Source organism: Lysinibacillus sp. NPDC093190 (assembly GCF_050280425.1).
Classification (GTDB): domain Bacteria; phylum Bacillota; class Bacilli; order Bacillales_A; family Planococcaceae; genus Lysinibacillus.
Genome location: NZ_JBNNVG010000009.1, coordinates 37,588 through 52,492, shown reverse-complemented (window position 1 = coordinate 52,492; position 14,905 = coordinate 37,588). Strand labels below are relative to the sequence as shown.

At 36.7% G+C, this 14,905-nt stretch carries 13 protein-coding genes and 2 pseudogenes; 8 read left to right on the top strand and 7 right to left on the bottom strand.

Annotated features, from left to right (window positions below; translation table 11 throughout):
• The first annotated feature begins 40 nt into the window (after positions 1–40).
• The 3 genes from ACQKOF_RS09485 (at position 41) to ACQKOF_RS09475 (ending at position 2,252) form a co-directional block, all read left to right on the top strand.
• Complete coding sequence (locus tag ACQKOF_RS09485; protein WP_427555893.1) at positions 41–1,015, top strand: carbohydrate kinase family protein; 975 nt, start codon at positions 41–43, stop codon at positions 1,013–1,015.
• 20 nt (positions 1,016–1,035) lie between these two features.
• Complete coding sequence (locus tag ACQKOF_RS09480; protein ID WP_427555890.1) at positions 1,036–1,425, top strand: RDD family protein; 390 nt, start codon at positions 1,036–1,038, stop codon at positions 1,423–1,425.
• A gap of 62 nt (positions 1,426–1,487) precedes the next feature.
• The gene (locus ACQKOF_RS09475) at positions 1,488–2,252 is read left to right on the top strand and encodes a nucleotidyltransferase domain-containing protein (RefSeq protein WP_427555887.1); all 765 of its coding nucleotides are present in this window, start codon (positions 1,488–1,490) and stop codon (positions 2,250–2,252) included.
• A 35-nt stretch (positions 2,253–2,287) separates the two neighbouring features.
• Here the strand turns inward: ACQKOF_RS09475 and ACQKOF_RS09470 are convergent, their stop codons facing one another.
• The gene (locus ACQKOF_RS09470; RefSeq protein WP_427555884.1) at positions 2,288–2,992 is read right to left on the bottom strand and encodes a hypothetical protein; all 705 of its coding nucleotides are present in this window, start codon (positions 2,990–2,992) and stop codon (positions 2,288–2,290) included.
• Between the two features lie 158 nt (positions 2,993–3,150).
• Positions 3,151–3,576 carry a GNAT family N-acetyltransferase gene (locus tag ACQKOF_RS09465; protein WP_427555881.1) on the bottom strand — a complete coding sequence of 142 codons (426 nt, stop codon included), beginning with the start codon at positions 3,574–3,576 and terminating at the stop codon, positions 3,151–3,153.
• Between the two features lie 215 nt (positions 3,577–3,791).
• On the opposite strand from ACQKOF_RS09465, the gene ACQKOF_RS09460 reads away from it, so the two are divergent.
• A complete protein-coding gene (locus tag ACQKOF_RS09460) occupies positions 3,792–4,244 on the top strand; it encodes a MarR family winged helix-turn-helix transcriptional regulator (RefSeq protein ID WP_427555878.1) in 453 nt (150 codons plus the stop codon).
• A 305-nt stretch (positions 4,245–4,549) separates the two neighbouring features.
• A complete protein-coding gene (locus ACQKOF_RS09455) occupies positions 4,550–6,187 on the top strand; it encodes a PucR family transcriptional regulator (RefSeq protein WP_427555875.1) in 1,638 nt (545 codons plus the stop codon).
• Here ACQKOF_RS09455 and ACQKOF_RS09450 read toward each other — a convergent pair.
• The 4 genes and pseudogenes from ACQKOF_RS09450 to ACQKOF_RS09435 form a co-directional block, all read right to left on the bottom strand.
• Positions 6,176–7,003 (bottom strand): ABC transporter permease, encoded by an 828-nt coding sequence (locus tag ACQKOF_RS09450; protein ID WP_427555872.1) that lies wholly within the window; start codon positions 7,001–7,003, stop codon positions 6,176–6,178. The two genes, ACQKOF_RS09455 and ACQKOF_RS09450, sit on opposite strands and share 12 nt — an antisense overlap.
• 14 nt (positions 7,004–7,017) lie before the next feature.
• Positions 7,018–7,407, bottom strand: a pseudogene (locus ACQKOF_RS09445) (ABC transporter permease); the annotation flags it as partial.
• Positions 7,408–8,011: 604 nt separating this feature from the next.
• Complete coding sequence (locus ACQKOF_RS09440) at positions 8,012–9,136, bottom strand: conserved virulence factor C family protein (RefSeq protein ID WP_427555869.1); 1,125 nt, start codon at positions 9,134–9,136, stop codon at positions 8,012–8,014.
• Positions 9,137–9,148: 12 nt separating this feature from the next.
• Complete coding sequence (locus ACQKOF_RS09435) at positions 9,149–11,035, bottom strand: ABC-F family ATP-binding cassette domain-containing protein (protein WP_427555865.1); 1,887 nt, start codon at positions 11,033–11,035, stop codon at positions 9,149–9,151.
• Positions 11,036–11,523: 488 nt separating this feature from the next.
• Here ACQKOF_RS09435 and ACQKOF_RS09430 point away from each other — a divergent pair, with 488 nt between their 5' ends.
• Together ACQKOF_RS09430 and ACQKOF_RS09425 are read left to right on the top strand one after the other, a co-directional pair.
• Positions 11,524–11,646, top strand: a complete 123-nt coding sequence (locus ACQKOF_RS09430; protein WP_427555862.1) for a hypothetical protein — start codon at positions 11,524–11,526, stop codon at positions 11,644–11,646.
• A 159-nt stretch (positions 11,647–11,805) separates the two neighbouring features.
• Positions 11,806–11,907 (top strand): annotated as a pseudogene (locus ACQKOF_RS09425) (IS3 family transposase); the annotation flags it as partial.
• A gap of 86 nt (positions 11,908–11,993) precedes the next feature.
• Here the strand turns inward: ACQKOF_RS09425 and ACQKOF_RS09420 are convergent.
• Positions 11,994–13,418 carry an anion permease gene (locus ACQKOF_RS09420; RefSeq protein WP_427555859.1) on the bottom strand — a complete coding sequence of 475 codons (1,425 nt, stop codon included), beginning with the start codon at positions 13,416–13,418 and terminating at the stop codon, positions 11,994–11,996.
• An 830-nt stretch (positions 13,419–14,248) separates the two neighbouring features.
• Between ACQKOF_RS09420 and ACQKOF_RS09415 the strand changes: the two genes are divergently transcribed.
• Positions 14,249–14,584: a 2Fe-2S iron-sulfur cluster-binding protein gene (locus tag ACQKOF_RS09415; RefSeq protein WP_427555856.1), complete on the top strand. Its 336-nt coding sequence runs from the start codon at positions 14,249–14,251 to the stop codon at positions 14,582–14,584.
• Positions 14,585–14,905 lie beyond the last annotated feature (321 nt).

Here is a 14,905-nt window from a genome sequence, read left to right as displayed (position 1 = left end):
GCGAAGCGACAGCAACATTTTATTTAAAGGAGGTTTTTCCGTGAGTAAACTTTATGCAATTGGTGAATTATTAATTGATTTTACACCTACTGAACAAAATGCCTCCCTTGCTACAATAGAGCAATTTACTAAAAATGCTGGTGGGGCTCCTGCTAATGTTGCAGCTGTTTGTGCAAAACTTGAGCAACAAGCAGCCCTCATTACACAGGTAGGTCATGATGCTTTTGGAGATTTTCTAGTAGAAACATTAAAAAAAGCCGATGTCGATACGAACTATATTGTTCAAACTGCTAATGGTGAAACAAGTCTAGCCTTTGTTTCACTGACGGATGATGGAGGCCGTGATTTCTTATTTTATCGACGCCACGCCGCAGATTTGCTATACAACAAAATGCAACTCCCAACTAATCTATTAACAGATAAAGATATTCTTCATTTTTGTTCAGTTAATTTAGTAGAAAGCCCGATGAAACATGCACATGTAGCCTTGATTGAACAGGCACATCAGGCAGGTAGTCTCGTTTCTTTTGATCCAAATGTTCGCTTGCCACTATGGAATGATGCGAAGGCATGTCGTCAAACCATTTTAGAATTTTTACCAAAGGCTCATATCGTTAAATTGTCCGAGGAAGAACTTTTATTTTTAACAGCGATTGAGGAGGAGGAAACAGCGGTCCACTCATTATTTCAAGGGAAAGTACAAGTACTCATAGTTACTCGTGGAGCAGAAGGTGCAAGTCTTTATACTAAAAAGCTTCATGTCAAAGTACCGGCTGACAAGGTCCATGCGATTGATACAACCGGAGCGGGCGATGCCTTTATTGGAGCCTTGTTAGCCATTCTTCTTAACAAGCAGATTACAGCGATCAATCTAATCGATTTTTGTAAACAGCATGCTGTCTCCCTTCTTACATTCGCGAATAGCTATGCAGGAGCTTCGACAACAAAACATGGTGCCATTGCATCTTACCTTTCCAAGCAAGAATTTGCATTTAAAAATAATATGTTCTTTTAAATATTTGAGGAGGCGCTTCGATGAAATCTATTACAAAAAAACGAACTAAAGCATTTCTAATTGATTTGGCTATTTCTACGGCTGTCACAGCTGGAGTGGAATATGTCCTGCGAAAAAAAGTAAAAAAAGAGGCAATTCATGCCATCGTCACACCGACAATCGTTATGTGGTCACTTGAGTTTGCACAATTCCGTAAAAAGGGGCAAACAGTTGGTTACAAAAAAATGGGGCTAGTTCTTGAAAATGAAAATAAGTCTAAGCTGACTTCCTCTCAACTTTTGAAACGAATGGCTTATCGTGACTCAATTAGCACTTTCGATTACTTGAAAAATCCAAAAGCATTCGAACAACAAAATGGACAACTTCTTCCTCACGATAGCTTCTCATGTACTGTTGTTAAGGAGGTCTAGCAAAATAGGGCTGCTCAAAAAACAACTTGGGTAGCCTGTTTTTATTGAAGGAGAGGATATTCTTGAAATTAGATCTTGTAGTTTGGGTTTTACTTGATAATTTAAAAGATGATCACTATATTGAAGCTGTATTTTTAAGAGGATCGATGGCTAGAGAGGAGCATGATGAATTTTCAGATATCGATATTTATTGCGTTGTGAATGAAGAAAATGTCGAAGCATTTTTGCCCAACCGCAACAAACATATTGAAGCTTATAAGAAAACATTATTCGTTGATGATATCTATATTATAGCCCCTCAACTATTAGTCGTATATGAAGATTTGATTCATATCGATTTATTTACAGTAACTCCCTCTGAAATAAGTGATAACGATGCGATTAAAATATTATTTGATCCAAATGAAATTCTCACAGCTAAACAAAAAAATACTACTTTGTCATTAACTTCACTCGAATTTCAAGATGCTGTAGATGATACTGTATGGTATTTGTATCAATATTATTGGAGTGCTAAACGTGGAAATGAGATTTGGAGTGTTCATTTACTGCGGAATAGTTTAGAACACTTCGCAAAAGTTCTACTGCATAAATATTGTCCTGAGCGGGCTTTACTTGGACTTAAAGCGTTATCTAATTCATTACCCACTGACCCATTAGATGAGGTAGTTGATATCATGAATTGTATGAGCCTTGTAACACATGAGATGGCAGTAAAGAAATTAGTGAACACCTTCGAAAACGAATCAGATTGGATATTTGAACATGTGCCGAATAAAGAAAAAATTAAGCCATTATGGGAAAAAATAAAAGAGCTATTGCACTAAAAGAAAAATAGCAAACTAATATTATATCTAGTTTGCTATTTTTCAAGAATAAAACGTTGAATGTCACCTGACAAAATCGCTGTATCTGACGGGTACCAAAAATATGTATTTCCGTCATATTGTAAACTGTATTTATAAGCAATAGGTTCATCCGTGTATAAGATAATAGCGTAGCTAATTGGATCTCTAGTACTTGTATCTGGTTCAAATGTTAGAGCCTTCTTACTGTTTGAAAGGATTTCCAGAAAGTCGTCTATTTCAGTTTTATCCACAAAAGTAGCAATTTGCTTTTTTCCCTCTGGTGTAAAAAATTTATATAGTTCAATCTTTTTTACTTGATCTAAAGGTACATGATCAAAGTACCATTTATACTCTGTACTTTCTCTAGTGAAATAAATTCGATAACCATTAATAGCTGATTGATCCCTTACTGCTATAACATCATCTTCTCCTTTAACAGAGTAAAGTTTAGTTCCTTTTTCTTGAAACGCAGCATCTCCATCTTTTAGCTTATAAGATGAATTAGAAACATTATCTGCTACTTTAAATTGAACTTCTCCTATTTCTTTTTCTATTAATGATTTATCTGCTAATATACCATTGTTAATACCATCATATTCAATACCGTTCCATTTGATAAAATCTACCCAGTCAATTACTATTTGACTGCCTCCAAACGGTATTGATTGACAGCCCATAAGGAAAATTAAGAAAAAGCTAAGCGTTACCCATTTCTTCAATTTATCACCCCTTTTAGAATATTAGACTTTCCATATCCTAAAAAGTTACAATTCTAACTAGAATGATGATAATTTGATGTAGCCTTTCTTCTAATATTTTCTCAATACTCGGCATAAAACCGGACTTCCTAAACTCATACATCTAACTCCCTATTCAATTACTTTTTCATTAAAATATGTGGGATGCCACAATCCATAAATTCTTCACCTTCACGCTTGTAGCCTAATTTTTCATAAAAACCCTCTGCATAAGATTGTGCGTTTAATTTAGATTTTGTTAAACCTTTTTCAAGTGCTATTTCCTCTAAACTTTGGATAATCACTTTACCTAGACCAAATTTGCGGAATTCTATTAGTATACATATACGCTCTAGTTTGCCGTAGCCATCAACAACTCGCAGTCTGCCAGTGCCAACAGGTTGTTCGTTATAGTACAGAAGAATATGATCACATGCTGCATCTAGTGTGTCGAATTCATCAAATTCTTCTTCCTTAGGCACCTTCTGTTCCTCTATAAAAACTTTTTGGCGAATGGCAAATGCTGTTTGTAAATCCTGTTCATCTGTAATTTTTTTCGTGTTCATCTTTATATTCCTCCTCGTTTTTTGCTGTTAGGAGCGTACTCGCCGTTGATAGAACTTTGTTTTCCGCCGCTAAAGCCGTCCACTCCGCAACTAGAACAGCTTTACAAAAGAACCCCACTGTATATATGAAGTGAAATTTCCTTGCATGGATGATAATATATAGTATAGAGCATTTTTTGTTGCAAATACAATAATAATTTTTTCGGAGGCAATCAATGAAGGAAATTTTGCGAGATATTGGTGCGATTGCGCGGGCACTTGATTCCATTAGTAATATTGAGTTTAAAGAACTCGATTTAACAAAGGGACAATATTTGTATGTCACCCGCATCTGTGAAAACCCTGGTATTATTCAGGAAAAGGTTGCGGAACTATTGAAGGTAGATCGCACAACTGCCTCTCGAGCGATTCGAAAGTTAGAAACAAAAGGTTTTGTTGAAAAGCGTAATGAAATTGGTAACAAAAAAAACAAACAGCTTTTCCCAACAGAAAAAAGTCTAAAGATTTATCCATTGTTAAAGCGAGAAGGAGACTATTCGAATGCTAGAGCATTAGATGGTTTTTCTCCTGAAGAAATTGACAGTATTCACGACTTATTAATTCGTATTCGTCAAAACATTGAAACTGATTGGGAATATGTAAAAAAAGGACATAAACGAAATTATTAAAGGCGATTCCTTGCGCTTCTGAGCATTTGGAATCGCCTTTCTTTGTGAAGAATACCTTTTTAAATACAGCGACCATAAAAATTGTCAAAGTGAGCTCCTTCCGTTCACCATTTTAATGATGATATAGCAAGCCTACGTTCATTGCCTTTAAGTGTAATATTATCGCTCCACGCCATACATCCGTCCGCCTCTATCCCCGGGAACCCTTATTCAACGAATTTACTCTATTATTCTAGTTAATGTTGAAAATTTCTGATTAATCTAACATAATTATTAAAGTACATTCGAAGGGTAGGTGCTTATTTATGTCGAAACATCCTCTACTTGTACGTGATGTATTAAAGCGAAAGCATTTTGAATCTGCCAAGCTAATCGCAGGACAACAAGGCCTAAATCGACAAGTACTATGGACACATATTTTAGAAATAAAAGATTTTGATACTTTAATAAATGGCGGTGAGCTCATATTAACAACCGGTGTAGGTTTACAGTTAGAGCGTGAAACACAAATTGCTTACTTGCAAAACCTTATTCGTAACGGGGCTGCAACTCTTTGTATTGAGATTGGTGATTATTTTAATTATGTCCCTGCAGAACTGGTTGCAATGGCTAATGCTCATGATTTTCCTATCATCATTTTTGAAGAGGTTGTAAGATTTATCGATATTACGCAGGATCTACATACTTACATTATTAATCAGCATCAGCAAGCATTAACACAGCTTGATACGATATCAAGGACCTTTATGGAATTGTCGTTAATGCCAAATGGGATTTTAAAAATTTTACAGGTGCTTCATCAAGATACAGATGCATTATTTTTATTTGTCTCTGAAGATACAAAAAGCTATTATTATCCAATAGAAGCCAAAATGTATTTACAACTTATGGAGGACCACTGTCAGCAACTAGAATTACATGAACCCATTCAACTACTGTCCATTGATAAAGATCATTTCGTCATCATTCCAGTCAACGGACTTGGACAAGTATGGGGCTATTTATGTATGCATTCTGCACTGCCGAAGCCAAGTGATTATACATTGTTAAACCTTGAACGTGCAACGATGTCTATTGCCCAAATATTAATGCGTAATCGAATGCTACAGGAACGGCAGCAAAGTCGTGAAGATGAATTTATCCTCGCCTTAATACAAGGAGAACCCATTGATCTTCAGTATTATCAAAGTTATTTGCCGATGGAAAGTCGCAACTTATTTTATCGCGTAGTCGTGTTTAATATGCTTGATTATGCCAATACCTTTTCAGAGGAAGACTGGCAAGAAATACAGCTACAAAATGTCATGTTTGTTCGTTCCATTATAAAAAAACTTGGCTTTTTCCCTACCGTGTCGGTTCGACAGCATGAAATTATTATTCTTGCATTTTACATCGCAGCTGATGATATGGAAGAAAATCGTGACCCTTTTAATCAAGCTATACAGCAGATTATTGCTCGAAAAACACCACAGCTTTTCGAGCAAATAACCCTTACCTTTGGCATTAGCAATGTTTATCAATCCATTAACAGTGTACAGCAAGGCTATAAAGAGGCAAAAACAACCATTCAAATGCAACACAATGAACTTGCTTCTTCTATTTACTACAAGGATTTAGGTGTTTACAGATTGTTATTACATCAGGATCATGCTGCCCTTTTGCAATACGTTAAAGATTATTTACAAGAAATACTGTTGATTGATCAAAAGAATGGTAATGACCTTTATCAAACGCTTTGTGTTTATTTAGCATGCAATGGTGCCAAAAATGATACAGCTGAACAATTATTTATTGTCCGTCAAACACTCTATAAACGAATTGAACGACTAGAAAATATTTTAGGAACTGATTTTTTACAGGCCCCTCACCGTCTCAATATAGAAATAGCGGTGAAGGCCTATGAATTATTGAAAAAAACAGCACCTGATATGTTACGCTTTTGAACGTGGATCCATAAAATCGCGTAACGCATTGCTAAGCATATACAAACCTAATACAAGTACTGTAATGGCTCCACCTGGCGCATAAGTGTACCAAGGGGCTCCAACTAAATAAGCTTGTGAATCTTTTAACATTCGTCCCCAACTAGGGTTTGGTGGCTGCACGCCAAGCCCTAAATAACTCAGTGCCGCCTCCGCAAGCATCGCAGTTGCAAAGGTTACAGTTGCGGCGACGATAATCTGCGATGAAATATTGGGTAAAATATGGCGAAACATAATGCTATAAGGTTTTACGCCGATTAGCTTTGCTGCTAAGACATATTCAGTGTCACGATGTTGGACGAATCCACTACGCGCAATTCTAGCTATGGCTGGTATGGCAATAATGCCTAATGCAATAGCAGTATTAACAATCCCTGGTCCAAATACCGCAACGAGCATTAAAGCTAATATAATTCCTGGAAAGGCCATTAATGCATCCATCATGCGCATAAAAATTTCATCGATCCAGCCTCCTACATACCCCGCTATACCCCCAATTAAAATACCAAAAATTGTTCCGATAAATACCGTCAGTAGACCGACTGTAAAGGCCGTTTGTGTTCCTTTCATAATACGGCTAAAAATATCACGACCAAATTCATCTGTACCAAAAAGATAATCACTACTTGGGCTACGTAATTTTTGAGGTATATTCATCGAGTTCACATCATGCGGTGTATAAAAAAAGCTGATAATCATTACGATTAGAAAACCGACAATGACTAGTAGACCAATGATTAAATTGATATTTTTCATGTACCTTTGTATATTTTTCATCGTATCCACCTCGCTCATCGTAATCGGATTCTAGGATCTAACACAGAATATAAAATATCAACCATAAAATTGATCATGACCACTGCAACAGTAATATACATTACGATTCCCTGTACTAATGGAAAATCACGATTACTAATAGCCGTGATAAGGAGTTGACCAACACCTGGGAGTGAAAATACTTGCTCCACAATAATCGTTCCAGCAACAACTTCAGCCATGATTAATCCAAATACCGTTAATATTGGAATCATCGAATTTTTTAAGACATGCTTATACATAACATTTTGCTCAGACATCCCTTTACTTCGAACCGTACGCACATAATCGAGCTGAACTTGCTCTAAAATAGCTGTACGAACATAGCGGAAATTGACCGCAATTTGTGGAATCGCAATTGTTGGACGTGATGCTCTTAGACTTCGTTCCTCTATTGGCTCGCTCCATGGTCTCGTCTGTAACGCTAATCCCCAAGGAGTCGCCCAATCTCCACTCCAATCAGCTTATTCGCATGACATAGGTTTAATTAAAATGTCATCTCATCTTTCGGTGATAAAAAAATAAATAGCTTTTAGTTATGAAAGGACCAAATTAAAGGTGTATTGACGGAGAAGTTTATATAGCATCAAGTTTTTAAACTTTGTGCTATGACATTTGAAGATTTAAGACAAATTGAAACTTCCTAAAGAAATGCAGTCATGCAAGCAGACTTCCCTATCGTCAATTTGCAGCAGGAAAAGAGGAAAAGAGGGCAAGATAGAATTAGGATTAATACTTGCACAAGGGGAACAGTATATCTTTATTCATTAAATAAAAATGTATACATATTCGAAACCAAGTACATTTTATCATTTACCAAAGGTTGATATTTTTATTGAAACATTAGTAGAGAACTTTTCACCAAAAGCAACAATAAAAGAAAACCAGCGTCTCTGTTGAACTACATTCAGCAGAGAGCTGGTTTATTTCTTTTATCCCCATTAACGGGTCACTGATTAAAGTTTCAATTTATTGCTGGCGAGATTCTGTCATTTGCTTCCAAACAGAACCTTTTGCTTCCTCACCCTGTTCGATGCGGGCAATCGCCATTTTTACTTGTAGCTTCACTTCAAACTCTTTATCTTCTGCAGCAGCCTTTAATGCCGCTAATGATTTCTCGGTACCGACTTCATATAAGTACATGGCTGCACGCCAACGAACAAGTTTGTTTTTATCCTGTAATGCTTGCTGCATCGCGTCTTCAAATTCCACGAAGCCAAGATCACTCATACAATCTCCTGCAGTTCGACGTACTGCTGCACTTTTGTCCTGTAATGCCTTTTCTAAATATGGAACAACTGCCACATCTTCAATCATACCTAAATAAACGGTTGCAAGTCGACGAATTGACATCTGCTCATCTTGTAACGCCAAATCTAATAACGGTAAATCATCTAGCTCTGGATCTGCCATTTGGTCAAGCAATTGGAAACGTTTTTCCCATTCTGGTTGCTTAAACTGTTCAACAGTAATTTTTAGCTTAACTGGCTTCTCAATAGTTTTCTCAGAATCATTAATCATTGCGACAATCTCCGCTAAACGTTCTTCAGAATATGTGACATCGATTTCTTCTTTTACTGCTTCCGCAATTTCCTCAAGCTCTCCATAACGTACGCCATAGTCAATCCATTTACGTTGGAAAATATAATTTTCATCAACTGCTGTCTCAATAATTTTATTGAAAGCTTCTACAAAGCGCTCACCACAGCTTGCACGGTGCTCACGTTGATTATCAAATACCTTTACTTGAAGTGGTACTTGCTTATAAAACTGCACATGAACGTACACTTCACCATAAAATTCATTGGCTACTTGTTCTGTGTTTACTTCATGTACATCTTCACCTAACACTTGACGAATGCTTGCTAAAATACCTTCCCATGCATACTTTGCGTTACGTTCAACAGCGAAGAAATCTGCTACATGATAAACACCTTTAACACCTTCGATTGCTAAAATCGCTGCTGCTTCACCAGTAGCTTCATCTTTATTATCCTTTGTAAAATTATAGCTTTTACCAAAAGGTAACTCTGTATCAACGACAATCTTCATAGAATTAGGGCTTGGTGTCGGTTCAATTGTAATAATCTTCATGTCTATCGCTCCTTATCCATTTACGATTTCATCTAAATATGACCATCTTTCAATAAGGTGTTCATATTGTGCATTTAGCTCATCTAGCTTCGATGTTAATTCCTGTAGCTTTGTAAAATCAGCACCAGCGTTGGCAATACCTTCTTCTGTCTCCATAATTGCTGTTTCCGTCTTTTCTATTTCATCAGCAATCGTTTCCCATTCTTTTTGCTCTTTAAAGGATAATTTTTTCTTGTCCGATTTAGGCTTTTCGGTCTTAGGTTTCTCGACTTTTGGCGCTTCTACCTTTACAGCGGCTTCATGTTCACGCTTTTGTAAATATTCACTGTAAATATCAAGCGTCTCATCAACATGCCCAAGACCATCTAAAATCCATAGCTTTTTCGCAATTCGATCTAAGAAAAAGCGATCGTGGGATATAGTTATAACGACTCCAGGGAAATGCTCAATGAAATCCTCAAGCACACCTAATGTTTCAATATCCAAATCATTTGTAGGCTCATCTAGTAACAGGACGTTTGGTTGCTCCATTAATAATCGTAATAAATGCAGACGTTTACGCTCACCACCCGATAATTTACCGATAGGTGTACCGTGCGCATGAAGTGGGAATAAGAAACGCTCGAGCATTTGAGCAGCTGAATAACGTACACCTTCTGCATCTGTTATATCATTTGAAGCTTCACGGATATATTCAATCATGCGCTCATTTTCATTCATTTTTGGTAGAGTTTGTTTAAAATGCGCTAACTTCACTGTCGAACCAACAAGAATTTCACCAGCATCAGGTGTCAGTTCTCCTGCTAGCATGTTCAATAATGTTGATTTTCCTACACCATTCGCTCCGATAATACCGATACGATCGCCCTGCTGTAGTAAAAATGAAAAGTGATCAAGGATTTTTTGATGACCAAAAGCCTTTGAAATATTTTCAGCCTCTAAAACCTTCCGACCGAGACGTGTTGTTGCAAGGCCAATTTCAAGAGAAACATCCTCAGATTTACGCTCCATGTTATCTTCTAAATGCTCGAAGCGCTGGATACGTGCCTTTTGCTTCGTAGAACGCGCTTTCGCTCCACGACGAATCCATTTTAATTCTGAACGATAGCGGTTACGGTCTTTTTGTGCGGAGGCTGCTTTCATTTCCTCACGAATAGCACGTGCTTCTATATAATCCCCATAATTCCCAGTATGTCGGTATAATGTTTGATCAGCTAGCTCGTAAATATGAGTAGACAGCTCATCTAAGAAATAACGATCATGGGTAATAAATATAACTGCTCCCTTTAATCGCAACACCATTTCCTGCAGCCACTCCGTTGACTGCACATCCAAATGGTTGGTAGGCTCGTCCAATAAATAAAGATCTGCCGGCTCAATTAATACTTTAGCTAAAGCAACGCGCTTTTGCTGACCACCTGACAGTGTTAATACTTCTTTATCAAACATTTCAATTCCAAACTTCGTAAGTGCTGTCTTAGCGAGTGCATTGACATCCCATGCCTGCTCCTCATCCATACGATGTTGCAAGCTAAATAACGTTTTTTGTAAACTTTCTGAAGTCGGATTTAATGCAAGTGCAGCAACCGTTTCCTCATATTCACGATTAAGTTTTAAAATAGGTGAATCCCCTGCAAACACTGCTTGTAACACAGTTTCTCCGCTTTCAAAAGTAGGCTCCTGTGGTAGATAAGCTACACGGTATTTATTTGGGCGATCAACATTCATTGAATCCGCTTCGATGTCACCAGCTAAAATAGAAAGCAATGTGGATTTACCAGTACCATTAATACCAATTAGCCCAGCTCGCTCCCCCTCATAAATCGTAAATTCAATATTTTGAAAGAGCGTTTTATCGCCCACTGTTTTCGTTAAATTTTGTACAATTAAATGACTCATTACACTTGTCCATCTCTTTCATTAGGTGTTGTTTTGTGTCCATACTACTTTTAATATGTAGTTTATTATTGATATCCATTTTTATCATAACACCAAATGACAGGTAAACAAAGGACAACAAACTCAGCTTAGCTTTCTAAAAAACACGCCTCCTCCATTAACCGTAAAATGATTAGAAGTGGATTACAGATCGATTGACATTACATTCGATTATCGATTGAATAATATCGATATCACGGCTTCGAAGGAATTATTCACCTTCATGGATGTACAAATTATGATGACTCGTTTTAAATAAAAGGAATTGTTGGAGACATAACACTCCCCTCCTTCAGACCGCTGCGAAGTTTAATATTACTTCCCGTGAAACATTCGAAGACTGAAAAAGCAATAGACGTTAAAGACTGAGAGATGTTCTATCTAGTAGAAAGGGAGGACCGAACGATGCAAAAAAACATACACCTTCGAACGATTTAAATGAGAAAACGATGGAAGAGCTAAAAGAGGAAATTGAATATTTACGTATGGAAAATGCCTATTTAAAAAAGTTGAAAGCCTTAGTTCAAGAAAAGGATGCATTCAATCACAGAAAAAGTAAGAGCTGTGTATGAGCTAAGGCTGGACTTTCCTCTTCAAGCTCTATTTAAAATTGCAAAAGTAAAGAAAAGCACGTATTATTATAACCTTTAAAAATCGACAAAACCCGATAAATATGAGGAAATAAAAGAAAAAATTCAGACGCTTTTTCATCACCATAAGGGCGTTATGACTATCGTCGTATTTGTCTAGAACTTCGAAATGAAGGAATTTTAATCAACCATAAAACGATACAACGCTTGATGAAAGAATTGGGTTTAAAAGCTACGCCCTAAATAATACTGTACAGTTACCGCTTCTTCAAAAAATAAAAAATATCCGGATAGAAAATATTTCTATCCGGATACAGAAGCTAATTATTTCACCAATAACCAAGAAGCTTCCACCATAGTCCTCCTACTATAACAAAAATCAGGATAGTAACAATGGAAACTACAAATCCAACTGTCCACCATTTTTTTTGATCAATATAACCTGCACCAAAGAAGACCGGTGCTGGACCAGAACCATAATGAGTAGTGGCGCCAAATAAATTACTAAATGCCGCTAATAATACAGCTGCCAGCATAGCAGGTGCTCCTGCTTGCAGCATAACAGATAAAAATGCCGCATACATCGCACTAATATGGGCAGTGGAACTCGCAAAGAAATAATGAGAATAGAAATAGACTAATGCTAATATTAAAACAGCCCATATCCAGCTATACCCGGATACAAGTCCACCAACTTCATTACTAAACCATGGAATCAGCCCTAGTTTGTTCATAAAAGATGCCATCATAAATAGCGTTGCAAACCAGACTAACGTATCCCATGCTCCTTCTTCCTTTTTGATATCTGCCCACGTTAACACATTTAACAATAACAGCAATGAAAGACCTATGAGAGCTGCTGTAGTGGCACTAATGCCTAAGTAGTCTCCGCCAATCCATAACGACAATACAGCTACAAATACTACAATCATTCGTTTTTCAGAACTTTTCAGTGGACCAAATTCATCCAGTTTCTTTTTAGCGATAGCTGCTGCCTCTGGTGTTTCCTTGATTTGAGGCGGATAGATTTTATAAATAACATAAGGAACAACGATTAAAGCTGTTAATCCAGGGACTATCATGGCTACTGCCCAACCAAACCAAGTAATAGTTACTCCTGCTGAATCACTTGCTAACTTAACAATTAGAGGATTTGCTGCCATGGCTGTCATAAACATAGCAGACGTTATTAAATTCCCTTGAAAACCTACCTTCAAAAGAAAGGCACCCATCTTACGCTCTGTCCCGTCTTCTGGTCTAGATCCGAAAGTATGAGATAGTGACTGGATGATTGGAAATATTACACCACCAGCACGAGCTGTATTACTAGGAATAGCTGGCGCTAATATTAGGTCACTAGCTAGTAAAGAGTAAGACAGACTCAAAGTTTTTTTCCCAAAAAGACGAACAAATACATAAGCAATTCGTTCTCCTAGTCCCGTTTTAATAAATCCACGAGAAATAAAGAAGGCAATAACAATTAGCCAAATCGTTGAATTGCCAAAACCGCTTAATGTCTCTTCAATGGTTAATGTATTCGTTATGGCAATCATAGCCATAGCAATAAAGGATATAGCTCCCATTGGCAATGGTTTCGTTATAAACCCTATAATTGTCGCAACAAAAATAGCAAACAGATGCCACGCTTTTTCCTCTACTCCTGAAGGTACTGGACAAAACCAGATAGCTACGCCAACAGCAAGGGTAATGAAGAAAGGAACCCATTTGACTGCGCTTTTTGCTTCTTCTTTCATGATGTTAAAACTCCTTTGACGGTTACCCCAATGTATTTAAAAGGAGATTTCTCCCACGATCTAATATGTGAATGAAAAATAGACCTAATTCATGATCCCCATTGTCGAAAAAACATAAGTAATTATATATGCTTTATGTAATGGATGAAAAGAGTTTTAGCTTATTTCTAAGAAAAAAATGATCTCTATTCAGAAATATTTCCCTTTTTGTTAATATTAATGGAAAAAAGATACTTTTTTATAGCATTTTTAACTATATCAAATACATTAAGGTTAGCATTTGCACCTTCCACGGAAAAGATACTCATATCATTTAAATTAGCTTATATGCGAGAATCAATAATCAATCCTTCTACATTCAGACAGTAAAAAAAGTAAAATCACCTCACTTTCTGTCCTGCAAATACAATGTAATAATCTTACAACTACTTATTCAAGCTCTTGATGATCTGGAAAGGAATAACTAATTCTCATATGATTATATTGAGGTTCTCCCGGATAACATGCAGAGCCTGGTAAAAAGGAAATGTTGGATTGCTGTGCTTTGAAAAGTACTTCATCTGTATTTCCGTCTCTAAGATAAAGATATCCAAATATTTAAACCTCCTTTAGGTTTTACCCAAGACACTCCTTCATGTGTGCTTTGGAACCCTTCCTATGGCTATCCACCATATGGATATGGATATCCTTCAAACCATTTCCCTTCATACAAACTTCCTCGCTAGGTAAAATTTTTTAAGTTGATTTCTAAGTATGAGAATAGCTGGATCAATACAAACTGATAATTATAATCCCATTAATCAGGAAAATTACGAGAGGAGTATTCATAGATGCCATTTGTCACCGTATTTGGAGGAAAAACCTTTGAAGTAGAAGAAGGAAAAAAATTAGTATTAGCTCTTGAAGATAATAATATAAATATTTTGCATCAGTGTGGCGGAATAGCAAAATGTACAACTTGTAGAGTGGAGGTTTTAGCTGGTGAATATAAGGATATTTCAAAAATAGAAAAACACGCCTTCGCTATTAAAAATATTGATGAGAATTTATATGAAGACTGTTTACGGCTATCTTGCCAAATTCGTGTAATAGGAGACATTACAGTTCGGCCTATTCTAACCTTGGAAAATACACAGGGTAATAGAGGTCCAAGACCAATAGATTAGCCAAGTATTGATTAATAATTCAAACTTAAAAGATGTGATTACAAGATGAGGTAATTTATTATCTATACAGCTATAGAGTGTAATGATGACGGCTTTTTTATGTATAGGTAACCTAATTTTGCACACATTAATATTGAGTGTATCGCTCGCACTTATTAGGTTGTGGCTTTGGTTGACAGTCACATCCCCCCTCATTTGTTTTGTTATTAGTGTCACTTTCAACTAAGTGACACTTTTATATTGGTATTTACCTGTCGACATCTGCGGAGGCTTTAACTTTTTTTAGCGGATATTTGTACACCCACTGAAAAGTAACTTAAA